The following is a 22,619-nucleotide window of genomic DNA, read 5'->3' as shown; positions in this document are numbered from 1 at the left end:
GCGTAATCGGATTCAACCGCGAATCCCCTCGCGCGCCGAACGTCGGAGACGTCCCATGTCCTGTGGCATCGCCCTGGCCGCCGCCCTTATGCTGTCGGACCCCAACGTGGCTATGGCCGCCGCTGTTCCGCCGCCGCCCGCCGACGCCCCTGTGTCGGTGGCGGGCGAGCCCCTGTTCGCCGACATCGTGGCCCGCTCGGGGCGGCTGAAGGCCCTGGTCGACGGCTGGAACGGGGTGCGGCCCGCCGCCGACGTCTTCGCCGCCTTCCGCACCGAGGCGACGGCCCTGGCCGAACTGGACATGCAGGGCCACCTGATCCTCAAGGAGCGCGGCACGGACGGCGACCTGAAATGCATTCTGCGCGGCATTTCCGAGGACATTCCCCTGAAGATCGAGGCCGCGGCGTCCGCCGCCACGGCGCGCGAGCAGGCCGAGGCCCTGTCGGACCTGTCCTATCTGCTGAACGACAATGTCGAGGTCATCACCGCCCCGCCCCAGCCGGAGGTGTGATCCTGTCCTGACCCGAGGCGTCAGGCCGCCGTCTTGACGATCTTGGCGGCCTTGGCGGATCGCGCGGTCTTGGACGTCTTGGCCTTTTCCGGCTTTTCAGCGGCCCTGCGCGCCGCCTTCTCCGCCTTGCGGGCTTCCTTGGCGGCCTTCTTCGCGGCCCGGGCCTCGGCCTTGGCCTGGTCGGGCGCGGCGTCGGCTGCGGCGGCCAGGTCCGCCAGGACGGTCAGGAAGGCCTCGCGCCGCCCCTTGGGCAGAAGCGCCAGGATGCGCTTGTCGGCGGCCTGGACGCGGGGCCGTGCGGCCTCCAGGGCCGCCTCGCCCGCCGGGGCCAGGCGCACGGCCATGGCGCGGGCGTCCAGGGTCGAACGCTGGCGTTCGACCAGGCCCCTGGCCTCCATCCGCGCCACCAGGTCCGCCAGGGTCGAACGGTCGATGCCGGTGGCGCGCACCAGTTCGGTCTGGGTCAGCCCGGCCTTGGCCGCCACGGCCTCCAGGACGGCGAACTGGCGCTGGGTCAGGCCGTCGGGCCCGATCTCCTCGACATAGATGTCCAGCGCCAACTGCAGGGCGCGGTGCATCAGGTGGCTGGGCGAGGCCGCCAGCGGCCCAACGCTCTTCTTCGACGACTTGCCCGACTTGACCATGACTCTGCCCCCGGAACCTGAGTCCAGCCTAGCCGCCGGGGTTTACGGTTTCACGACGCGCAGACGACAGTTGATCCCTGCAAGGCCTTATCGTCAGCGCCAGAAACCGACGATCCGCTTGGTTTCGGCCACGATGGGATCGGCGATCTCGGCCGCGCGTTCGGCCCCGTCGCGCAGCACCCGGTCGATCTCGTCCGGCGCGGCCATCAGGCGGCGCATCTCGGCGGTGACGGGCGCCAGGCTCTCGACCGCCAACTCGGCCAGCCTGGGCTTGAAGGCGCCGAAGCCCTGGCCCGCGAACTGGGCCAGCACCTGTTCGCGCGACAGGTCGGCCAAGGCCGCATAGATGGCCACCAGGTTCCTGGCTTCCGGCCGGGCGTCCAGTCCTTCCAGTGTCTCGGGCAGGGGTTCGGGATCGGTCTTGGCCTTGCGCACCTTGGCGGCGATCGTGTCGGCGTCGTCCATCAGATTGATGCGCGACTGGTCCGACGGGTCCGACTTGGACATCTTGGCCGCCCCGTCCCGCAACGACATGACGCGCGGGGCCGGCCCCTGGGTCAGGGGCTCGGGCAGGGGGAAAAAGCCGGGAACGCCGAAGTCGTTGTTGAATTTGGCGGCGATGTCGCGGGTCAGTTCCAGGTGCTGCTTCTGGTCCTCGCCGGTCGGCACCCCCGTGGCCTTGTAGACCAGGATGTCCGCCGCCTGCAGCACCGGATAGGTGTATAGGCCGACCGACGACCGTTCCTTGTGCTTGCCGGACTTTTCCTTGAACTGGGTCATCCGGTCCAGCCAGCCCAGGCGGGCGACGCAGTTGAAGATCCAGGCCAGTTCGGCATGGGCCGGCACCGCCGACTGCGGGAAGATGACCGACCGTTTCGGGTCCAGGCCCGAGGCCAGATAGGCGGCGGCGATCTCGCGCGTCTGGGCGGTCAGGACGGCCGGGTCCTGCCACACGGTGATGGCGTGCAGATCCGCGACGAACAGGAAGCAGGGCGCATCCTGTTCCTGCAGGGCGACGAACCGCTTCAGCGCCCCCAGATAGTTGCCCAGGTGCAGGGCGCCGGAGGCCTGGATGCCGGACAGGATGCGGCGGGGGCCGGTGTAGTCGGCCGGGGTCGGTTCGGTCATGGGATCGGGTCTCGGAAAATCGGAATCGGGCAGGCGGACGGGCGGCGGCGGGTCAGCCGCGCCATCGCCGGTCGAGAGAGGAGCCCGGAAGCGTCATGCCAAGGCGCTTATCCGCTCGGCGCCTATCCGTCCAGACCGGACGGGACCGGCGCGCCCGGCTCGCGGCGCAGGGCGGCCTTCAGCTCGGCCACCGAGACGGCGCGCAGGGCGATGACGGCGACGCCATAGACGGCCGCCCCGGCTGCGCAGACCACCAGGACCGCGATCTCCTTGGCCAGCAGCCACTGCGCCAGGGTCGGATAGGCCGCGCCCGCCGCCAGCAGCAGGCCGCCCATGACGGCGCTGGCGGCTAGGATGCGCCCCAGGCGCGAGACGAAGGCGCCTGTCGGCCGCCAGGCGCCCTCGCGCATCAGGGTTCCACCCAGCAGGGCCACATTGAGCCAGGCCGACAGGCTGGTCGCCACCGCCAGGCCCAGAACCCCGTCCAGCCCCATCCGGCCCAGGGCCAGGAACAGGGCGGTCCCGACGACCACCGTCACCCCGACCGAGGCGATGGCGTAGATCATCGGCCGGCGCGTGTCCTGGCGGGCGAAGAAGGGCGGGGTAAGCACCTTGGCCAGGACGAAGGCGGGCACGCCCCAGGCGAACTGACGCAGCACATCCGCCGTGCGCGCCGCGTCGGCCGAGGTGAAGGCCCCGCGCGTCACCGTGGCGTCGATGATGAAGAAGGGAATGGCCAGAAGCGCCACCGCCGCCGGCAGGGTGAAGGCCATGGCCAGGGCGATGCCATCGTCCAGGGTCTTCTTGCCGCCCGCGTGATCGCCGGCCACGAAGGCGCGGGTCAGGCGCGGCGTCAGGGCCAGGCCGATGGCCACTCCGACCAGGCCCAGCGGCAGCTGATAAAGTCGGTCGGCGTTATAGAGCACCGAACGGGCGCCCTCGTCCGATCCGGTCAGCAACTGGCTGACCAGGGAGTTCACCTGCATGGCGCCGCCGGCCAGGGCGCCGGGCACCGCCAGGGCCAGGGTGCGCCGCACCGCCGGCGTCAGGCGCGGCGGGCCGATCCTCAGCCGCACTCCCAGCCGCCGCACCCCGCGCCACAGCAGGCCGGCCTGAAGCAGGCCCGAGATCGTCACGGCGGCGCTGGTCGCCAGCAGGATGTCGCCCGCGTCCATCTCGGGCGCCAGCGTCGGGGCCAGCAGGGCCGCCAGGGTGCAGATGTTCAGCAGCACCGGGACCCCCGCCGACAGGGCGAATCGCCCGGCTGTGTTCAGCACGCCCGACAGCAGGGAGGCGATGGTCATGCAGGCCAGATAGGGCATGGCCAGCTGGGTCGCGGTGATCGCCAGGTGCAGCACGGCCGGCTGGCCGCGATAGGCCGACAAAAGCCAGGGCATGAGCCAGGGTGTCAGCAGCTGCATCAGGATGCAGAAGCCCGCCACCACCGCCAGCATGAAGGACAAGGCTTCCGAGGCCGTCACCGCCGCCGCATCGTCTCCGTCCCGTTCGCGCACCCCGCCATAGACCGGCACGAAGGCCTGGGCGAAGGCGCCCTCGGCGAACAGGCGCCGGAACAGGTTGGGCAGCATCAGGGCCGTGGTGAAGGCGTCCATCATCGGCCCCTGGCCGAAGCGCGCCGCCAGGGCCATGTCGCGGGCGAACCCCAGCAGGCGGCTGCCCAGGGTCAGGGTCGCCTGGACCAGGGTGTTTCGGGCGAGGCTCATTCAGGGGACGCCGCGGCGGAGGGAGACGAACCGGCTTTAGCCCGCTTCCGGGCCGGACGGAACGGGCCGATGTGCGAGACGTCGCGCGCGCTGGCGCGGGCCGAGGCGACGGTCCTCGCCCCCATCGGGCGATCAAACACAGCCGTCAGCGCCTCGTGGGCGGCCGCCAGCCCGGCCTTGCCCGGGGGGCCCCCGGCTGCGTCCGTGACATAGAAGCTGTCCACTGCGCGGGCGCCGAAACCGGCCACATGGGCCGAACGGATCGACAGGCCCGCCTCGGTCAGGGCGGCGGCTAGGTCCGCCAGAAGGCCGGGCCGGTCGGGGCCGGAAACCTCGATGACGGCCGCCCCCTCTCCCGCCTCGGGCATGACCATCACCACCGGCGCCACCTCGAAGGCGGCGCGGCGCCGGCTGACCGGCGGCGGGGCGGGGCGGAGTTGCGGCGAGATGCTTCGCGCGGCGGCGTCCAGGGCCGCGACCAGGGCCTCCAGCCTGCGCGGTTCGGCCTGGCCATAGGGCAGTCCGGCGCCGTCCTGCAGGTCGAAGACGTCCAGGGCCAGGCCCTGGGCCGTCGTGGCGACCCGGGCGCCCACCACATCGGCCCCTTCAGCGGCCAGGGCGGCGGCAAGGTCGGCGAACAGGCCGGGTCGGTCCGGCGCCGCCACCGCGACGCGCGAGACGGCCTCGTCCGCCTCGACCCGAAGGGCCTCCGCGGCGACGCCCGCGGTTCCGGCGCGGGCGACCAGGTCGGGATGGTCGGCGGCGGGGTCGGGCGCATCGACCGTTTCGCCGCGGAACAGGGCCTGGGTCCGGGAATAGAGGTCGCGCATCAGTCGGCCTTTCCAGCTGTTCCAGACCCCGGGCCCGACGGCGCGGATGTCCGCCACCGTGAGCACCAGCAGCATCCGCAGCCGTTCCGGATCGCCGACGATCTCGGCGAAGGCGCGCACCGTGGCCGGATCGGACACGTCGCGCTTCTGGGCGTAGTCCGACAACACCAGGTGATGACGCACCAGCCAGGCGACCAGTTCGATGCGCCGGCTATCGACGCCCAACCGTTCGCAGGCGCGCCGCGCCGCCAGGGCGCCGTCCTCGACCTGGCCCCGGTCGCCGCCCTTGCCCACGTCATGCAACAGCATGGCCAGCATCAGGGCTTCGAAGTCGTCGATCCGATGCACGATGTCGCTGGCCATCGGATGATCGGCCGTCAGCTTGCCGCGCCAGACATCGTTGATCAGGCCGATGGCCTGAAGCGTGTGCTCGTCGACCGTATAGGCGTGATACATGTTGAACTGGGTCTGGCCCACGATCCGGCCCCATTCCGGCAGGAACCGGCCCAGCAGACCCGTCTCGTTCATGATCGACAGCACGCGATAGGGCCGCTGCCCCTGGGCCAGGACATCCAGGAAGGCGCGGCTGGCCACCGGGTCGCGGCGCAGGCGCGGCGTCACCAGCGGCAGCGACCGCCGCACGCAGGCGAAGGCGTCCGGATGCAGGTCCAGGTCGCGGTCGTCGGCGGCGACGAACAGGGTCAGAAGCCGTGTCGGATCCTGGTCGAACACTTCCGGCCCCGTGACCGACAGCCGTCCCTGGTCGATGATGAACCCTGGCGTTTCCAGCTTCTTTCGGCGGCCGGGCAGAAGGCGTGACAGGGTCAGGGCCTTCTTCTGCTGACGCGCCTCCAGCTGGGCCGAGACGGCGCGGGTCAGGGCGCCGACGTCGCGGGCGTGCTGGAAATAGCGACGCATGAACCGCTCCACCGCCGGTTCGTCGCCGCGCCCCCGCCAGCCCATCCGCCGGGCGATCTCGGGCTGGCGGTCGAAGGTCAGCCGCTCCTCGGCCCGGCCCGCGACCAGATGCAGGTGGATGCGCACCCGCCACAGGAAGTCGAACGCCTGTTCGAACGTCCGCACGTCGCGCGGCGTCAGAAGATCGTCCAGGGCGGCGCGTCCCAGCACGCTGTCGGGCGCCAGGGCGCGGGCGATCCAGAACAGGGTGTTCAGGTCGCGCAGTCCCCCCTTGCCGTCCTTGACGTTCGGCTCGACCGAATAACGAAAGGCGCCCGCCTTGCGATGGCGCACGTCGCGTTCATCCAGCTTGGCGGTGATGAAGGGGCGCGGATCGGCGGCCTTCACCCCCTTGCGGAACCGGGCCAGCAAGGTATCGGCCAGGGCGGCGTCTCCGACTAGGAACCGCGCCTCCAGCAGGGCCGTGCGCGCCGTCATGTCGCGCCGGGTCAGGCTCAGGGCTTCGTCCTGCGACCGGCTGGCTGAACCGATCCTCAGCCCGAGATCCCACAGCACATAATGGATGAACTCGGTCACCTGTTCGATGCGCGGCGTCGGCTTCCACGGGCGCAGGAACAACAGGTCAAGGTCCGAATGGGGCGCAAGGACCCCGCGCCCGTAACCCCCGACCGCCAGCAGGGCCAGACGCTCGCCCTCGGTCGGATTGGGCGCGGGAAACAGGGTTTCGGTCGTCACCCGCCACAGGGCCTGAAGGGCCGTATCGGCGGCGGCGGCGTAGAGCCGCGCGGTCTCGACCCCGCCCAGTCCCGCCGTCAGCCGTTGCGCGACGACGGAGCGCGCGGCGTCCCAGTGGTCGCGCAGAACGGCGGCGACGGCCGCCCGGCTGTCAGAGGCCGAGGCGGCGTCGGTCAGGCGGGCGTCGAGCAAATCCTCCCCCGATGGGGGAGGCGTTTTCATCTCACCAGTCCTTTAAGCTGGTACAGGGCCTCCAGCGCCTCTCGCGGGCTGAGGTCGTCGGGCTGGATGTCGGCCAGGGCGTCTTCCACCGCCGAGGACGGCGGCGGCGCGGTGGGTTCGGCAAGCGAGAACAGCGGCAGATCGTCCAGGCGCGCGGGCGCGGCCTTTTCGCCCTCCAGCCGCTCCAGCACCTCTTTCGCCCGCGTCACCACGGCGCCGGGCACGCCCGCCAGCTTCGCCACCTGGACGCCATAGCTGCGGTCCGCCGCCCCGGGTGCCGCCTCGTGCAGGAAGACCAGGTCGCCGTTCCACTCGCGCGCCTTCATCGACAGGTTGCAGACGTGGTCCAGCCGCGTCTCCAGCCGCGCCAGCTCGTGATAATGGGTGGCGAACAGGGTGCGGGCCCGATTGGTCTGGTGCAGCGCCTCGGCCACCGACCAGGCGATGGCCAGGCCGTCATAGGTGGCGGTGCCGCGCCCGATCTCGTCCAGAACGACGAAGCTGCGATCCGTCGCCTGGGTCAGGATGGCGGCGGTCTCGACCATCTCCATCATGAAGGTGGAGCGGCCGCGCGCCAGGTCGTCGCCGGCGCCCACGCGGCTGAACAGCCGGTCCACCACCCCCAGACGCATCGACCGGGCCGGGACGAAACACCCCGCCTGGGCCAGCACGACCAGAAGCGCGTTCTGCCTCAGAAAGGTCGATTTGCCCGCCATGTTCGGCCCGGTGACGATGGCCAGGCGCGCGCCGTCCGCCCCCGCCCCGTCCAGCCGGGCGTCATTGGGCGTATAGGGATCGCCCGCCGCCTTGACCGCCGCCTCGACCACCGGGTGTCGCCCCGCCTCGACGCAGAAGCACAGCGACCCGTCCACCATCGGCCGCACGGCCCCGGTCTCCTGCGCCCACTCGGCCAGGGCGGCGTCGACGTCCAGCATGGCCAGGGCCTCGGCCACAGCCTGAAGCGACGCGGCCTGATCCTGCACCGCGCGGCGCCAGGTCTCGAACGTCTCCTGCTCCATGGCCAGGGCGCGATGGCCGGCCTGGCTGATCCTGGCGTCCAGTTCCGACAGTTCGACGGTGGTGAACCGCACCTGATTGGCCAGGGTCTGGCGGTGGATGAAGGGACTGTCAGGCCCCGCGCGCATCAGCGGCTCGGCCGCCTTGGCGGTGGTCTCCAGGAAATAGCCCAGCACGGCGTTGTGCCGCACCTTGAACGCCACCCCCGCCTCGCGGCAGGCGCGGGCCTCCAGATCGGCCACCACCCGGCGGCTGTCGTCGCGCAGGCGGCGGGTCTCGTCCAGCTCGGGCCGGTGATTGGGCGCGACAAAGCCGCCGTCGCGCGTCAGGTGCGGGGGCTCCTCCACCAGGCCCGCGATCAGGGATTCCAGCAGATGCTGCGCCTCGACCGGCGGCGTCAGCCGGGCCAGGGCCTGGGCGATCCGCTGGGGCGGCCCGTTCAGCGGATCGCCGGTTCTGGCGAACAGGCCCGAGATCGTCTGGGCGGTCAGCAGGCCCGCGCGGATGGCCGCCAGGTCGCGCGGCCCGCCCCGGCCCAGCGCCAGGCGCGACACCGCCCGCGCCACATCGGCCGAGGCGCGCAGGGCCTCGCGCAGATCGCGCCTCAGGTCGCGGCGGGCCAGCATCCATTCCACCCCGTCCAGGGCGTGATTGATGGCGGCTGGATCTGTCTGCGGCCGGGCGATCCGTTCGCCCAGGGCCCGCGCCCCGCCCGAGGTGACGGTGCGGTCGATGCAGGCCAAGAGCGACCCCTCGCGCTCGCCCCTCTGGGTGCGGTCGATCTCCAGGCTCTGGCGCGTGGCCGGGTCGATGGCCAGCCAGCCCGCCTCGCCCGCCCGGCGCGGCGGCGCCAGGGCCGGCACCCTGCCCGCCTGGGTCGTCTCCAGATAGGCGGCGATCAGGCCCAGGGCCGAAACCTCGCCCTCCTCGAAGGCGCCGAAGCCGTCCAGCGCTGCGACGCCATACAGCCGCTGCACCCGGTCGCGCGCGGCGGTGGGTTCGGCCAGGGCGCCGGGCATGGTCTGGGCCACGCCGCCCGAGGCGTCCAGCGCCGCGCGCGCCGCATCGTCGGCGAACAGGCGGTCGGGAACCAGAATTTCGGACGGGCGGAAGGCGGCCAGGGTGGCGGCCAGGTCTTCGGGCGCGCAGGCCACGCTGTCCACCGCCCCGGACGACAGCTCCACCACCGCCACCGCCGCCCGGCCCCGGCGCAGGGCGACCGCCGCCAGCCGGTTGGCGCCGCGCGCGTCCAGCAGGCTGTCCTCGGTCAGGGTGCCGGGCGTGATGACCCGCACGATGTCGCGCCGGACCACGGCCTTGGACCCGCGCTTCTTCGCCTCGGCGGGGTCTTCCATCTGTTCGCAGACGGCGACGCGGAAGCCCTGGCGGATCAGCCGGGCGATATAGCCCTCGGCCGCATGGACCGGCACCCCGGCCATGGGAATGTCGTCGCCGCCGTGCTTGCCCCGCTTGGTCAGGGTGATGCCCAAAGCGGCCGCCGCCTGTTCGGCATCGCTGAAGAACAGTTCGTAGAAATCGCCCATGCGGAAGAAGACCAGCGCCTCGGGCTGGGCCGCCTTGGCCGCCAGAAACTGCGCCATGACCGGCGTGGTCTGGGCGTCGGCGACGGGAACCGGCGGATGGGGGATCGGGGCGTTCATGGCGTGACCGCAGGGTGACGGATCGGGCCGGTCGGCTCAAGCGGGAACGATGCGCCGTCCGCACGCTCTGGGGGATGAGTGTTGCAGCGCCGCGCCGCACCTGCGAAAAGCCGCTACAGGCGGTTAAGGGAACGCGGTCAGACACCGCGGCTGTGCCCGCAACTGTAGGCGGCGACGCCGTCGTTCGATCCGGGATCTCGATCCCGGCGTCACTGGAAGCCCGCAGGGCGACCGGGAAGGCGGGAACGGCGGCGGTTGACCCGCAAGCCAGGAGACCTGGCCGCCGACGTCGCTCGTCCGCTGTCCGGGAACAGGCAGGTGACGCGGGACCCATGCCTTCGAGATCGAAGGTCCGTCGAAGCGACCCGATCCGGCGTCGTCCGGCCCCGCCCGCGGGGACCGGCGGATCGGTCGCATCCTTCGGTCCGGGCGCGCGCCGCGCCCCGATCTCGACGGAGACTGACCCATGCGGTCCATCCTGCTTTCCACGGCGGCGCTCGTCGCCCTTCCCTTGTCCGCCCACGCCCAGACGGTCGCCGAGCCGCTGGAGGAGGTGGTCATCACGGCCACCCGCATCCCGGCCATCGTCGCCGACACGCCCGGCGCCCGGGTGATCGACGAGACGGCCATCACCCAGCGCGGCGCCGTCTTCGCCTCGGACATACTGGCCGATATTCCCGGCCTCTCGGTGACCCGAACCGGCGCCTTCGGCGGCGTGGCCCAGGTGCGGATGCGCGGCGCCACGCCGGGCAAGACCCTGGTCCTGGTCGACGGCGCCCCGGTCAACGATCCGGCCGAGATCAACGGCGCCTTCGACTTCGCGGGCTTTGAACTGGCGGGCGTCGAGCGCATCGAGGTGCTCAGCGGCCCGCAGTCCTCGCTGTGGGGGTCGGACGCCATCGGCGGGGTGATCGCCTTCACCACCCGCGAACTGGACGGGCTGGAGGCCCAGCTGGAGGCGGGCAGCCTGGATACCCGGCGCGGCCGCCTGTCGGCGGGCGTGGCCACCGACGCCTACGCCTTCAGCGCCTATGTCTCGCGCTTCCAGACCGACGGCGTCTCGGCCGCCGACGAGGCGGACGGCAATCCCGAGCCGGACGGCCTGCGCAGCACCACGGTCGGCGCCCGGGGCCGCGTGGCACTTTCCGACACAGTCAGCCTGGACGGCTCGCTGCGCTGGACCGACAACCATGCCGACATCGACGGTTTCCCGCCGCCGACCTACAGCCTGGCCGACACCGCCGACACCCAGGACAGCGAGCAATGGTCGGGCTTCGCCCGGTTGAAGGCCTCCGCCTTCGGCCTGAAGCACCAGCTCAGCGTCGCGGCCTCGGAGATCGAACGCACCTCCTACAGCAGCGGCTTCGGTTCGACCTTCACCGGCGATCGCCAGGTCTTTAGCTGGCAGGCGGATGGGGCGTCCGGCGACCTGACCTACGCCTTCGGCGCCGAGCGGGAGGAATCACACGGCGACCTGTCGTCGGGTCTGTCGGCCGACCTGGCCATCACCTCGGTGTTCGGCGTCGCCCAGTATGATGCAGGTCCGCTTAACGTCACCGCTGGCCTGCGTCATGACGACACCGACGATTTCGGCGGCAAGACCACGGGCCGCATCTCGGCCGCCTATGATCTGTCGGGCGGCTTCATCCTGTCGGGGGCCTATGGCACCGGCTTCAAGGCTCCGACCGTCAGCCAGGCCCTGTGCGACTGGTGCTATGCGCCCCTGCCCTGGCCCGAGCTGACGCCGGAAACGGCCGACAGCGTCGAGGTCGCCCTGGGCTGGGCCTCGTCGGACGGCCGCATCGACGGGCGGGCGACTCTGTATCGGCTGAACGTCGAGGACCAGATCGTCTATCGCGCCGGCCAGTACATCAACATCGACCATACTCGCACCGATGGGTTCGAGCTGGAAGGCCGGGCGCGACTGGGGGGTGGATTCGGCCTGACCGTCGCCTACGCCTGGACCGACGCCCAGGACCTGGGCGCCGGTGTCCGCCTGCTGCGGGTGCCGGAACATTCGGGCTCGGCCACCCTGGCCTGGACCGGCGAACGGCTGTCGGGGGCCGTGACCGTCCGGGCCGAAGGCGACCAGGACGACACCGACAATGGCGTCACCGTGGCCAAGAAGGGCTTCGTCACGGCCAATCTGAACGCGGCCTATGCGTTGAACGACCATGTCGTCCTGACGGCGCGGATCGAGAACCTGGCGGACAAGCACTACCAGCAGGTGTTCGGCTACGGCGAGCCGGGCCGCACCGCCTATGTGGGCGTCAGGCTGCGCTACTGATGCGGCGGCGGGCGTCGGCGGCGAAGGCCGCCGGCGCCTCCAGCCCCAGGGTGGTCCAGTCCAGGGCCGGGGCGGGGGCGTGGGCGGCGGCCAGGATGGCGCGCAGCTCGGCCGCCGAGGCGACGCTGGCCACCACGGCGTCGACCCCCTCCAGGCCCAGGGCGAAGGCCAGGGCCGCCTGCATCGGGTCCAGCCGCGCCTCGGCGAGACGCCGACGGGTGCGCGACAGGGCCAGGGCATGGCCGGTCAGGGCGGGCGGCAGGCCCTCGCTGTCGGCGAACAGGACCCCGCCGGCGAAGATGGATGAGGCGTGCACCGCGCAGCCCTGGGCCGCCAGGGCGGCGATGATCCCGTCGTTGACCGCCCGCTGATCCAGCAGGTTGCACTGCAGCTGGATCACATCCGGCTGAAGCCGGCGCGCCAGAACCACGGGCCCGTCGTCGATTTCGGCGCACAGGCCGATGCGGCGGAACAGGCCGCGATCCTTCAGGGCGTTCAGACGGTCCCACAGGGCGCGGCCCTCGGACCCGGCCAGGTCGGCGGCGTTGGAGACCAGAAGCACGTCGCCGCGCGGCAGGCCCAGACGCTCCAGCGAGCGGCGGGCGCGCGCCTCGACCCGATCAACGCCTTCGGAAACCGAGACGGTGCGGACGCTGACCCGGAAGGGCGAGGGAAAGGGCCAGGCCTGGCCCAGCAATCGTTCGCCGTCGCCGTCCGGCCGGGTGGCCACCAGGCCGACGCCGCCCTCGGCCGCGGTCTGCAGCAGATGGCGCATCGCATCCTCGCGCGCGCCGGCGGGCGCGGCCATCACAGCGCCCAGGGCCCGTTCGGGCTCGGTCACCACCGCCAGGGCCAGGCGGTCGACGGGAGAGGGCGAAGACGGGGACGTCACCCGACCACCCTGACGAACAATGTTTAAGGGACCGTCCACGAGACCCTTACGAACCCTTACCAGGCGAACGCGGGTCGCGCGGGCGCCGGATCAGTCTGCGTCGGGCTGGCGGTCCGGATGGGCGGCCTGGAAGGCGGGGTGGGCCTGGGCCGCCGCCTCTATGGCCCGCAGGCGAGGGAAGGCGTCCACGGCGACATTGAACCGACGCGCCGAATAGATCTGCGGGATCAGATAGCAGTCCGCCAGGGTCGGGGCGTCACCGAAGCACCAGCCGTCGCCGTGCCGCGCCACCAGGGCCTCCAGGGTCGCGAACCCTGCGTCGATCCAGCGTCCGGCCCAGGCGTCGACGGCGGCCTGATCGGCGCCGAATCCTTCACGCAGGGCCTTGCCGACGCGCAGATTGTTCAGCGGGTGGATGTCACAGCCGACCACCGCCGCCATGGCCCGCACCTGCGCCCGCGCCATCGGATCGGCCGGCAGCAAGGGCGGGGTCGGATGGGTTTCCTCCAGCCATTCCAGTATGGCCGGGCTCTGGATCAGGACCGCGCCATCGACCTCCAGGGCCGGAACCAGGCCCTGGGGGTTGAGCCGCAGATAGGCCGCCGAGCGCTGATCGCCCTGGCGCAGGTCGATCCCCCGCTGCTCATAGGCCAGGCCCTTCAGGTTCAGGGCGATTCGCGTGCGATAGCTGGTGCCGGACCGCCAGTAGCCGTGCAGGATCATGGCCGCACCGTGAAGCTGAGGGGCGTAAGCCCTTCGATGGCCGCCTCGACCCGGTCGCCCGGCGTCAGGGGCCCCACCCCCTCCGGCGTGCCGGTGAAGATCAGGTCGCCGGGCCGCACGGCCCAGAGGGTCGCCGCCTTCTGGACGACCTCTTCGGGACTCCACACCATGTCGTCCAGCCGGCCCGATTGACGCGCCTGACCATTGACGCGAAGGGTGATCGCCGCCGTCGGATCTGGCAGGTCGCCCAGGGTCAGGGCTCCACAGGGCGCGGACTGGTCGAAGCCCTTGGCCGCGTCCCAGGGGCGGCCCGCGGCCTTGGCCGCCGCCTGCAGGTCGCGCCGCGTCAGATCGCAGCCGACCGCCCAGCCGACGATGCGCCCGCCCTCGCCGATGGCGCAGACCAGTTCGACCTCGTGGTGCAGGTTCTGGGTGGCCGACGGATAGGCCGGATCGGCGCCGTCGCAGACCAGGGCGTCGGCCGGTTTGGAGAAGAAGAAGGGATCGGCCCGAGCCTGGCCCATCTCGCGCGCATGGGCGGCGTAATTCTGGCCCACGCACAGGATGCGGCGAACCGGGAATCGCTGCTCCCGGCCTAGGATCGGCAGGGACGGTGTGGGCGCGGGCGGGAACAGCCAGGTCATGGGCCGAGGCGTGACCCCAGGGAAGATCGCTGTCAACGGCTCCCGCATGCTGCGATGCGGGAACCGTCGCCTTTGTGTGGCGTTTTCGGGCGGGGTTCCCTATCTAACCGTCAAGCTTAAGACCGGAGCGCGCATCATGGCCACGACCAAGGCGAGAGAAGACATCAAGAACGACCTGAAGACCCTCAAGGAGGATCTGAAGACCGGAGCGCGCGAGGAAACCGCGCGCCTGCGCGAGAAGGCCGGCGCCGCCGAGGCCCGCATCCGCGAGAAGGCCGGCGAGGCCGGCGCCCAGTTGCGCGCCCGAGGCGATGAACTGCGCCAACAGGCCCGCGGCTATTACGATGAAGCCCGCGTGCGCGGCCGCGAATATTACGACGACGCCGCCGAGCGCCTGGACGAGGCCCAGCGCTACCTGACCGAGCGGGTGCAGGAACGCCCGATCCAGTCGACCGCCATCGCTCTGGGCGTCGGCGTCGTCCTGGGCCTGCTGCTGGCGGGCCGTCGGCGCTGATGCTGGGTCGGGGGCTGGTCAGGAAGGCCGCCGCCGCCGCCGTGGTGGCGGCGTGCGCGTTCGTCGTCGTCGTGGCCCTCGGGGCGGCGGAATTCTACGCTCTGTGCCTGGTTCTGGCGCCCCTGGGCGCGGCGGCCCTGACGGCGTTGACCTTCGCCGTCGTGGCCCTGGTCACGGCGCTCGTCTACCTGAAACGCCAGGATGACGAGGATGAGGAAGAGGATGAACCCATGGGCCTGGGCGAACGCGCCTTCGCCCTGTTCCGCCAGCGGCCCATCCTGGGCACGGCGGCGGCCCTGGCCGGTGGTTTCATCTTCCTGCGCAACCCGGCCCTGGCCTCCATGGTCGCGGCCGCCTTCACGGAAAAACCACACGGTCGTCGGCATCGCTGAGGCGGAACGGCCCGGGTCTCAGAGCGTTGATTTATCAGGCGCGGCACGGTGCCGCCGCCGATTTCTCAACCGAGCGGAGACCCTGAAATGCTGCGTTGGGCCCTTATCTTTCTCGTTCTCGCCCTGGTTGCCGGCGCCCTCGGCGCCGGGGGCGTGGCCGGTCTGTCGATGAACATCGCCTATGTGCTGTTCGTCGTCTTCCTGATCCTGCTGGTCGTGTCCTTCGTGATCGGCGGACTGCGACGCGGACCGCGCGTCTGACGACGTCAGGTTTGTAAAAGCCAAGAAGGCCGCATCTTCGGATGCGGCCTTCTTCATGCCCGCCGCTCAGGCCCCGGCGGCTTCCAATGCGCCGGGGACGGCGGGATCCGGCGCGGTTTCCGCGTGGCGCGTGTCCTGGCGACGCGGCAGACGCCAGGTCTGGCGCGGGGTGAAGGCGCCGTCGATCCAGGCCAGGGCCGTCACCACGATCTCATGCGCGTCCCAGTCGATCTGGTTGAAGCTGGGCGGCGCGCCCCGCTCGCGGTGCGACAGCGTCCCGCAGCCCACGGCGTAGGAACAGCGGTCGGACAGGTCGATGGGCAGGGCGAAGGGCACATGGATATGGCCGGTCATCACCAGATCGACCCCCGCCTCGGCGAAGATCAGGGCCGCCGCATCGCCGCGCTTGACCTCGCCCGTCATGGGGGCGCCGATCATCTCGATCAGGGGGTGATGGCAGGCCAGGATGCGCAGGGCCCCGACCGGCGCGTTTCTCAGAGCCTCGGCCGCGCGGCGCGTCTGGTTCAGGTCGATGACCCCCTTGGACCAGTTCAGCCGCGCCTGCCAGCCCCGGGCGGTGGTTACGCCGCGCACCATGACCGCGTCCGACTTGAACTCATGGTCATGGGCCGGGTGGCCGGTGGCTTCCTCAAAGGCGCGCCAGGGCCAGAACAGCCGCGCCGCCACGTCCCAATAGGGCACGTCGTGATTGCCGACGGTGACGAAGACCGGCGCCGGCATGGCGCGGATCCATTCCCCAGCCTCGCGAAACTCGTCCGGATAGCCCTTTTGGGTGATGTCGCCGGTGATCAGCACCAGATCGGCCGGCGTCGCGTGGGCGTAGTCCAGGGCGGCGCGGCAGGCGTGGACATGCTCGCGGCCGAAATGCACGTCCGAGAACTGAAGAATCCGCCCCATCAGACGCTGTCTTCGCCCGCCGGCGGCCGTGGCGCCAGGGCCCGGAAGGCGCGAGGCAGGAAGGTCACGGTCGCTTCCGGCTCCAGTCGGACGGGTTCGCCGTCGATCACCGCCGGAATGCGCGACCGGGCCCAGACCTTGATGGTCCGGGCTGGCCGGGTCGAGACCGATGGGTCGCTGCGCCAGTCGTCGAAAAGGGCGTGGGCGGCCAGGCGGAAGGCCTCGGCCGCGTGACCGGGGTCCATGGCCGCGGCCTCCAGACCGGTCGGCTCCTCCATCGCGCGCGAGATCATCGGGCTGATCAGGACCAGGGCTTCGGATCGCCGGGCGCGGGCGCCGTCCAGGCTGAAGCGGATGCGGCCGGAAAAGGCGCGCCTCAGCGCCCGGCGGCCATAGGCCCAGGCCAGCTTCAGCTTGCCGGTGCGCACGGCCTCGCGCGCCGGGGCCCACAGGGCCGGGGAACCCAGTATGGCCGCACAATAGAAGGGATGATCCCGGCCGACGCGCCCGCCCGCCACATACTGGGGCTGGCCGTCCTGCAGGGCGCCGCGCAGGGCCGCCTTCCAGTCGGCCGTGCCGTAGAGGGCCTTGGGCAGCATGTTCATTGTGCCGCCCGGCAGGGGGGCCACCAGGGGGCCGTCGGCGCCCGCCCGGGCCGCCACCGCCCCCGCCGTGCCGTCTCCCGCCAGAACGAAGATGACGTCAGGCCGCGCGGCGAAGGCCCGGTCCAGGCAGGCGCCGAAATCGCCGCTCAGGGGGATGATCTTCGCCTTCAGTCCGAACTCGGCGAATATGGTCCGAGCTTCGGCCTGGGCCTTGGGCCCGACGCTGCCCGACAACGGGTTCAGCAGCATCACCACGGTCTTCAGCCGCGCATGCGGCGTACGGGCGAGGCCCGCAGGGGTCTCGCCCTTCGCCACGGGCCGGACTCGCGCCTTTCGCGCGGCCGGTTTCTTATCGGTCAAGCTTGTCGGCATGCCGGCCCGAACGCGCGCCGGGCGCCGACGTTCCGCCCGGACCCGGGATCAGGACTTCTTGATCTCGTCGGCGGCCGAACGGGCGCCGGCCTGGAGAGCGTCGCCGGTCTTGGCGGCGGCCGCTCCAGCCTCGTCCGCGGCCTTCTCGGCCGCCTCGGGCGCCTGGCCGGCCAGCGACCGGACGCCGTTCCAGGCGCCGGAAACCCAGCCGTCCATCACCGCCCCGCCCGCCGAGATCGACCGCTCCTTGATCGACATGACCAGGGTCACAGCGCCGAACAGCGCCAGAAGGGTGACCAGAAGCCCGATCAGCGGGTTACCGCTGGACCGCCGGCTGCGGCGCGCCCACACTGGGCCGTGATCGCCATCGTCCGCCATGCGGACGGGTTCGGGAAAACGCATAGAAACCCCCTCGAATACTCCAGGCAGGCGCCGCTTCGTCGCCCGCCTCTGCTGGAGCATGGTAATACAGGCTTAACCTTCCGCATAGGCGCGGGAACCTGTGCCATAATCCAGCGTTCTCTCCTCCGGGGCGAAACAGGGAAAGAGGACCTCACCATGAAAACGGCCATCATCGCGATCGCCGGCGCCGGCCTTCTGGCTTCCGCCTGCGCCAGCGACCCCTACGGTTACGGCGGGACCAACGAAACCGTCCGTCAAGGCGCCGCCGGCGCTGCGATCGGCGCCGTCGCCGGCGCGGTCATCGGCAACAACACCGGCAGCGGCAATGCGGCCCGTGGCGCCGCCATCGGCGCGGTCGTGGGCGGCGCCGCCGGCGCCATCCGCGGTTCCCAGCAGGATCGCGCCAACCAGCAGCGCTATCGCGACAATCAGGGGCGGTACTACTACTGCTACGACAACCGCCAGACGGAATGTTACTGGGAAAACGGCCAGCGTCGGTATTGAGGCCGTAGCGGCGTTTCGGAGTTTCGGGGCGGCTCGCGGGATGGCGGGCCGCCCTTTTTCTTGGGATTGAGAGGAGGGAGGCATGAGGAGCGGGGTGTGGGCGGCGGTCGCGGGGGCGGGGCTGCTGGCGGGATGCGGGACGATCAGCGGGGCGCCGGCGCGCGAGGCGCTGGTGCGGACGCCGGACGCCTGCGGGCCGCAGAGGTTCGAGGTCTATTTCGCCGAGGCGGAGGCGCGGCTGACGCCGGCGGCGCGGCAGGCGATCACCATGACGGCGACGCGGCTGCAGGGGTGCGAGATCCGGCGGGTGCGGGTCATCGGCCTGGCCGACGCCACGGGGACGCAGGACGCCAACCTGACCCTGTCCGAGCGGCGGGCGCGGGCCGTGGCCGAGGCCCTGGCGGCGGCCGGATGGCCCGCCCCGGCCTTCGAGCTGGTGGCGGTCGGCGACCTGGACGCCCGCAGCCAGGGGGTCAACGAACCCCTGAGGCGGCGCACCGAGGTGCTTGTCGAGGCGGCGTCGCGCTGACGCCAGGCGCGGCTGCGTCCAATTGACGGGGCCGCTTGGCGGCCGGAGGCGGCGAAGGCTAAGGTCGCGCGGCCTCAAGAGGCCCTCGCCCGCAGACGCCAAGAGACCGCCCGTGCGATTGTTCGCCCTGATCCTGATGCTCGGCCTGATGGGCGCGGGACCGGCGACGGCCACGGCGCCGGCGAGCCCGGCCGCGGTGGCCACGCCCGTCGCGGCCGCCGATGCGGTGCGGCGCAGCGAGCGGATCGAGGCGGAACTGGTCCCCATGAGCGCCTGGGCTGCGCCGGGATCGACCGCCGTCGTGGCCGTGCGCCAGAAGATCGCGCCGGGCTGGCACACCTATTGGCGCAATCCGGGCGATTCCGGGGGGGCGACGACCCTGGAATGGACCCTGCCGCCCGGCGTGACGGCGGGCGAGATCGTCTGGCCCACGCCGGAACGTCAGCGGCTGCTGTCTCTGATGAACTACGGCTATTCGGGCGCCGTCTATCTGCCGGTCCCGATCGAGGTCCCGGCCTCGGCCCGGCCCGGAACCACCCTGCCGCTGAAGGTCGAGGTCCTGTTCCTGGTGTGCAGCGACCAGATGTGCGTGCCCGAGCTGATGACCCTGACGCTGGACCTGCCGGTGCGCGAGGGAGCGGCGCCGCTGGACCCGCTCCATGGGGCGGCGGTGGAGCGGACCCTGACCCAGGCCCCGCGCCCGGCCCCGATTGAGGCGCGGATGACCCAGGAGGGCCAGACCCTGACCCTGTCGGCGACCGGCGGCCCCCTGGCCGAGGGGCCGGTGTCATGGGCCTGGTTCTTTCCGTTCAAGGGCGGGCTGATCGACCATGCGGCGGCCCAGCCGGGCGTGGCGGGGCCGGACGGGCTGACCCTGACCCTGACCGCCGGGCGAGGCCTGACGCCGGAGGCCCTGGCCGGGGGGATCGAGGGCCTGCTGCAGACCGACCGGGGCGGCTGGTATGTGACGGCGCAGGCCGGGGCGCCCCTGGCCGGGGCCTCGGGCGGGGCCGCCCTGGCCGACCCCGAGGCGGCGGGTGCGGCATCCGGGGCCTGGAGCCTGGGAGGATTGGTCCGAGCGGCCCTGCTGGCCCTGCTGGGCGGGCTGGTGCTGAACCTGATGCCCTGCGTGTTCCCGGTGCTGGCCATGAAGGCGGCGGCCCTGGCGCGCGGCGCCCATGACCGGGCCGAGGCGCGGCGCGACGGGCTGATGTTCCTGGCCGGGGTTCTGGTCGCCTTCGCCGTCCTGGCGGGCGCGCTGCTGGGCCTGCGGGCGGCTGGACAGGCCGTGGGCTGGGGCTTTCAGCTGCAGAGCCCGATGGCGACCGGCGCCCTGGCCCTGCTGATGCTGGCGGTCGGACTGAACCTGTCGGGGGTCTATGGGATCGGCGCCGGATTGCAGGGCGCCGGAAGCGGCCGGCTCAGCCGCCTGCCCGGCGGGGCGGGGGCCTTTTTCACCGGCGTGCTGGCCGTCGTGGTGGCCGCGCCCTGCACCGCCCCCTTCATGGCCGCGGCCCTGGGGGCGGCCCTGGTCATGCCTTGGCCGGCGGCCATGGCGGTGTTCCTGATGCTGGGTCTGGGCCTGGCCCTGCCCTATCTGGCGGTCAGCCTGACGCCCGGCCTGCTGGAGCGGCTGCCGCGTCCCGGCCCGTGGATGGAGCGGCTGCGCGGCGTCCTGGCCTTTCCCATGTACGCCACGGCGGCCTGGCTTTTGTGGGTGTTCGCGCGCCAGACGGGGGCCGAGGCCCTGGGCCTGCTGCTAATCGGCGCCCTGTTCGCGGCCTTCGGCCTGTGGCTGGTGGGGATCAACCAGGCGCGCCGCGCCGAGGGGGGGACCGCCGTGATCAGCGCGGTCGCGGCGACCCTGAGCCTGGTCGCCGCCGTCGCCGTGACGGCCGCCGCCGCCCGTATCGCCCCGGATTCTGCGGTCGATAGTCCCGGCGCTGCCACCGCCCTGCCGTCGCAGGCCTGGTCGCCCCAGGCGGTTCGGGCGGCCTTGGCGCAGGGGCGGCCGGTGCTGGTCAATTTCACCGCCGACTGGTGCGTGACCTGCAAGATCAATGAGCGCACCGCCCTGTCGTCGCCGCGCCTGGCCCAGGCGATGCAGCGGGCCAACGCGGTCTATCTGGTCGGGGACTGGACCCGCCGGGACGACGCCATCACCCGCGAACTGGAACGCCACGGCCGCTCGGGCGTGCCCCTGTATCTGCTCTACCGGCCGGGCCAGGCAGAGCCGCGCATCCTGCCGCAGCTTCTGACCGACGGTCTGGTGATCGAGGCGCTGGAGCGCTGAACCGTTTCACGCCGTGCGAAGGCAGCGGACCTCTTGTCTCCTCCCCATTCCATGGGGAGGGGACCGCCGAAGGCGGTGGAGGGGCTCTTGGAAGACACGAAAGACCCTCTCCGTCTCGGCCGCTGGGCGTCCGATCCACCTTCCCATCGCTGCGCGACAGGGAGGAGACGGGGTGGCGCCATCATCCGACGCCGAACTCACCCGCCGGAGAAATCCCTCATCCGACCTCGCTGCGCTCGGCCACCCGTCGTCGATCGCATGCGACCTTCCTCCACCCGCAAGGGGAGAAGGAAAACGGCTCCGCCTCAGCCCTTCAGGACCTCGACCAGGGTCGTTCCCAGGCGGGCGGGGGAGGGAGAGACGCGGATGCCCGCCGCCTCCATGGCCGCGATCTTGGATTCGGCGTCGCCCTTGCCGCCCGAGACGACGGCGCCGGCGTGGCCCATGGTGCGGCCCTTGGGAGCCGTGCGGCCGGCGATGAAGCCGGCCATCGGCTTCTTGCGGCCCTTCTTGGCTTCGTCGATCAGGAACTGGGCGGCGTCTTCCTCGGCGCCGCCGCCGATTTCGCCGATCATGATGATCGACTCGGTCTTCGGATCGGCCAGGAACAGCTCCAGCACATCGATGAATTCCGTGCCCTTGACCGGGTCGCCGCCGATGCCGACGGCCGTGGTCTGGCCCAGGCCCTCGTTGGTGGTCTGGAACACCGCCTCATAGGTCAGGGTGCCCGAACGCGAGACGATGCCGACATTGCCCTTCTTGAAGATGGAGCCCGGCATGATGCCGATCTTGCACTCTTCCGGGGTCAGGATGCCGGGGCAGTTGGGGCCCAGCAGGCGGCTGTTCGAGCGGTCCAGCCGCGCCTTGACCCGCACCATGTCCAGGACCGGGATGCCCTCGGTGATGCAGGTGATGAAGGGAACCTCGGCGTCGATCGCCTCGATGATGGCGTCGGCGGCGCCGGCCGGGGGCACATAGATGACGCTGGCGTCGGCGCCGGTCTTTTCCTTGGCCTCGGCGACCGAGGCGAAGATGGGCAGGCTCTCGCCCTCGGACCCATGCCAGGTTTCGCCGCCCTTGGCCGGGTGGACGCCGCCGACCATCTGGGTGCCGTAGTAGCGCAGCGCCTGTTCCGTGTGGAAGGTGCCGGTCTTGCCGGTCAGGCCCTGGACGATGACGCGGGTGTTCTTGTCGACGAGGATGGACATGGGACTCTTTTTCAGGCGGAGAGGAAAGGGTTTTCGACGCGGACCGACCCATAGGTCTGGCCGTGGTTCAGATCTTCGGAATAGACGATGCGCGCACCCAGGCGTTCGGCGGCGGCGATGACGGCGCCGTCCCAATAGCTGATCTGGTAGCGGTGCGATAAGGCGATGCCGTCCAGCACCACGGCCGGTGTTATCGGCTGGCAAGGCTTCATGGCCACCACCCGAACCCATTCACGGGCCTTTTCCGGCGACAGCGGCCGCGCGCTCTTTCTGATCACGTTGTGGTAGAACTCGGCCAGCACCTGACCAGAGGTGCAATAGTCCTGGGTCAGCACGATCTCCCGCGCGCGATGCCACCGATGACCCGCATGATCGCGGCCCAGCGCAGCGTAGAGCAGGACGTTGGTGTCGAGGAAGACGTCAGTATTGGCGATCAAAGCGAGGCTCGCCGCTGTAGGTCTCTTCGCGCGTCGGGGGGCGCCAGCCTTCGCCGCCGCGACCTTCCGACTCGTCGATAAGCTTCAGAAGGGCCTCGCGCGCCTCGTCGGCCTCTTGCTCCTCCTCGACCGCGCGCTGCAGAAAGCCGCGCACCATCTCGTTGACGCTGGTCCGCTTCATGGCGGCCAGAACCCGAACCTTGTCCAGCAGAGCGTCGTCGATGGCGAGGGTCAGGTTGCGGGTCATG

Annotated in this window: 22 protein-coding genes and 1 riboswitch; of the genes, 8 read left to right on the top strand and 14 right to left on the bottom strand. The window is 71.4% G+C overall.

Going from position 1 to position 22,619, the window contains the following annotated elements; all coding sequences use genetic code 11:
• Positions 1-55: 55 nt before the first annotated feature.
• Entirely contained in the window at positions 56-511 is a 456-nt protein-coding gene (locus KF910_RS08065; protein ID WP_292260349.1) for a hypothetical protein, read from the top strand.
• A 20-nt stretch (positions 512-531) separates the two neighbouring features.
• Here KF910_RS08065 and KF910_RS08060 read toward each other — a convergent pair whose 3' ends face one another.
• From KF910_RS08060 to mutS, 5 genes are all read right to left on the bottom strand, one after another.
• On the bottom strand, positions 532-1,155 hold the full coding sequence (locus KF910_RS08060) for a MarR family winged helix-turn-helix transcriptional regulator (protein WP_292260346.1): 624 nt from the start codon (positions 1,153-1,155) through the stop codon (positions 532-534).
• Positions 1,156-1,248: 93 nt separating this feature from the next.
• Positions 1,249-2,283 carry a tryptophan--tRNA ligase gene (gene trpS / locus KF910_RS08055; RefSeq protein WP_292260343.1) on the bottom strand — a complete coding sequence of 345 codons (1,035 nt, stop codon included), beginning with the start codon at positions 2,281-2,283 and terminating at the stop codon, positions 1,249-1,251.
• 122 nt (positions 2,284-2,405) lie between these two features.
• Positions 2,406-4,007 (bottom strand): murein biosynthesis integral membrane protein MurJ, encoded by a 1,602-nt coding sequence (gene murJ / locus KF910_RS08050; protein WP_292260341.1) that lies wholly within the window; start codon positions 4,005-4,007, stop codon positions 2,406-2,408.
• On the bottom strand, positions 4,004-6,712 hold the full coding sequence (glnD, locus tag KF910_RS08045; RefSeq protein ID WP_292260338.1) for a [protein-PII] uridylyltransferase: 2,709 nt from the start codon (positions 6,710-6,712) through the stop codon (positions 4,004-4,006). The genes murJ and glnD overlap by 4 nt, the downstream gene beginning before the upstream one ends.
• On the bottom strand, positions 6,709-9,390 hold the full coding sequence (gene mutS / locus KF910_RS08040; RefSeq protein ID WP_292260337.1) for a DNA mismatch repair protein MutS: 2,682 nt from the start codon (positions 9,388-9,390) through the stop codon (positions 6,709-6,711). Before mutS ends, glnD begins: the two co-directional genes overlap by 4 nt.
• Positions 9,391-9,515: 125 nt before the next feature.
• Positions 9,516-9,668, top strand: a riboswitch (cobalamin riboswitch).
• 188 nt (positions 9,669-9,856) lie between these two features.
• Here mutS and KF910_RS08035 point away from each other — a divergent pair.
• A complete protein-coding gene (locus KF910_RS08035) occupies positions 9,857-11,677 on the top strand; it encodes a TonB-dependent receptor plug domain-containing protein (protein WP_292260336.1) in 1,821 nt (606 codons plus the stop codon).
• Here KF910_RS08035 and KF910_RS08030 read toward each other — a convergent pair.
• The 3 genes from KF910_RS08030 to KF910_RS08020 all read right to left on the bottom strand — a co-directional run bounded on the left by KF910_RS08030 (position 11,661) and on the right by KF910_RS08020 (position 13,936).
• The gene (locus KF910_RS08030) at positions 11,661-12,569 is read right to left on the bottom strand and encodes an aldo/keto reductase (protein WP_292260333.1); all 909 of its coding nucleotides are present in this window, start codon (positions 12,567-12,569) and stop codon (positions 11,661-11,663) included. The two genes, KF910_RS08035 and KF910_RS08030, sit on opposite strands and share 17 nt — an antisense overlap.
• Before the next feature lie 90 nt (positions 12,570-12,659).
• Complete coding sequence (gene maiA / locus KF910_RS08025) at positions 12,660-13,292, bottom strand: maleylacetoacetate isomerase (protein ID WP_292260329.1); 633 nt, start codon at positions 13,290-13,292, stop codon at positions 12,660-12,662.
• Positions 13,289-13,936, bottom strand: a complete 648-nt coding sequence (locus tag KF910_RS08020) for a fumarylacetoacetate hydrolase family protein (protein ID WP_292260327.1) — start codon at positions 13,934-13,936, stop codon at positions 13,289-13,291. The genes maiA and KF910_RS08020 overlap by 4 nt, the downstream gene beginning before the upstream one ends.
• Positions 13,937-14,072: 136 nt before the next feature.
• On the opposite strand from KF910_RS08020, the gene KF910_RS08015 reads away from it, so the two are divergent.
• The 3 genes from KF910_RS08015 (at position 14,073) to KF910_RS08005 (ending at position 15,103) form a co-directional block, all read left to right on the top strand.
• Entirely contained in the window at positions 14,073-14,450 is a 378-nt protein-coding gene (locus tag KF910_RS08015) for a glycine zipper domain-containing protein (protein WP_292260325.1), read from the top strand.
• Entirely contained in the window at positions 14,450-14,842 is a 393-nt protein-coding gene (locus KF910_RS08010) for a hypothetical protein (RefSeq protein ID WP_292260322.1), read from the top strand. Before KF910_RS08015 ends, KF910_RS08010 begins: the two co-directional genes overlap by 1 nt.
• 87 nt (positions 14,843-14,929) lie before the next feature.
• On the top strand, positions 14,930-15,103 hold the full coding sequence (locus KF910_RS08005) for a DUF1328 family protein (protein ID WP_292260319.1): 174 nt from the start codon (positions 14,930-14,932) through the stop codon (positions 15,101-15,103).
• A gap of 66 nt (positions 15,104-15,169) precedes the next feature.
• Here the strand turns inward: KF910_RS08005 and KF910_RS08000 are convergent, their stop codons facing one another.
• From KF910_RS08000 to KF910_RS07990, 3 genes are all read right to left on the bottom strand, one after another.
• Positions 15,170-16,021 (bottom strand): metallophosphoesterase family protein, encoded by an 852-nt coding sequence (locus tag KF910_RS08000; protein WP_292260316.1) that lies wholly within the window; start codon positions 16,019-16,021, stop codon positions 15,170-15,172.
• On the bottom strand, positions 16,021-16,941 hold the full coding sequence (locus KF910_RS07995) for a diacylglycerol/lipid kinase family protein (protein WP_292260312.1): 921 nt from the start codon (positions 16,939-16,941) through the stop codon (positions 16,021-16,023). Before KF910_RS07995 ends, KF910_RS08000 begins: the two co-directional genes overlap by 1 nt.
• 105 nt (positions 16,942-17,046) lie before the next feature.
• The gene (locus tag KF910_RS07990) at positions 17,047-17,400 is read right to left on the bottom strand and encodes a hypothetical protein (protein WP_292260310.1); all 354 of its coding nucleotides are present in this window, start codon (positions 17,398-17,400) and stop codon (positions 17,047-17,049) included.
• Between the two features lie 156 nt (positions 17,401-17,556).
• Between KF910_RS07990 and KF910_RS07985 the strand changes: the two genes are divergently transcribed.
• From KF910_RS07985 to KF910_RS07975, 3 genes are all read left to right on the top strand, one after another.
• A complete protein-coding gene (locus KF910_RS07985; RefSeq protein WP_292260307.1) occupies positions 17,557-17,904 on the top strand; it encodes a YMGG-like glycine zipper-containing protein in 348 nt (115 codons plus the stop codon).
• Positions 17,905-17,986: 82 nt separating this feature from the next.
• A complete protein-coding gene (locus KF910_RS07980; protein WP_292260304.1) occupies positions 17,987-18,433 on the top strand; it encodes an OmpA family protein in 447 nt (148 codons plus the stop codon).
• 112 nt (positions 18,434-18,545) lie between these two features.
• Positions 18,546-20,726: a protein-disulfide reductase DsbD family protein gene (locus tag KF910_RS07975; protein WP_292260302.1), complete on the top strand. Its 2,181-nt coding sequence runs from the start codon at positions 18,546-18,548 to the stop codon at positions 20,724-20,726.
• Positions 20,727-21,031: 305 nt separating this feature from the next.
• Here the strand turns inward: KF910_RS07975 and sucD are convergent, their stop codons facing one another.
• Genes sucD through KF910_RS07960 form a run of 3 tightly spaced genes read right to left on the bottom strand, consistent with a single transcriptional unit; the run spans position 21,032 to position 22,618 of the window.
• Positions 21,032-21,934, bottom strand: coding sequence for a succinate--CoA ligase subunit alpha (gene sucD, locus KF910_RS07970; RefSeq protein WP_292260299.1), 903 nt, complete (start codon positions 21,932-21,934; stop codon positions 21,032-21,034).
• 11 nt (positions 21,935-21,945) lie between these two features.
• On the bottom strand, positions 21,946-22,371 hold the full coding sequence (locus tag KF910_RS07965) for a PIN domain-containing protein (RefSeq protein WP_292260296.1): 426 nt from the start codon (positions 22,369-22,371) through the stop codon (positions 21,946-21,948).
• Positions 22,355-22,618, bottom strand: coding sequence for a DUF6364 family protein (locus KF910_RS07960; protein WP_292260293.1), 264 nt, complete (start codon positions 22,616-22,618; stop codon positions 22,355-22,357). Before KF910_RS07960 ends, KF910_RS07965 begins: the two co-directional genes overlap by 17 nt.
• Between the last annotated feature and the right edge of the window lies 1 nt (position 22,619).

This window comes from Brevundimonas sp. (assembly GCF_019636155.1).
Taxonomy (GTDB): domain Bacteria; phylum Pseudomonadota; class Alphaproteobacteria; order Caulobacterales; family Caulobacteraceae; genus Brevundimonas.
Note: the sequence above shows the minus strand (reverse complement) of the source record. Positions and strands in the feature narration are given on the sequence as shown.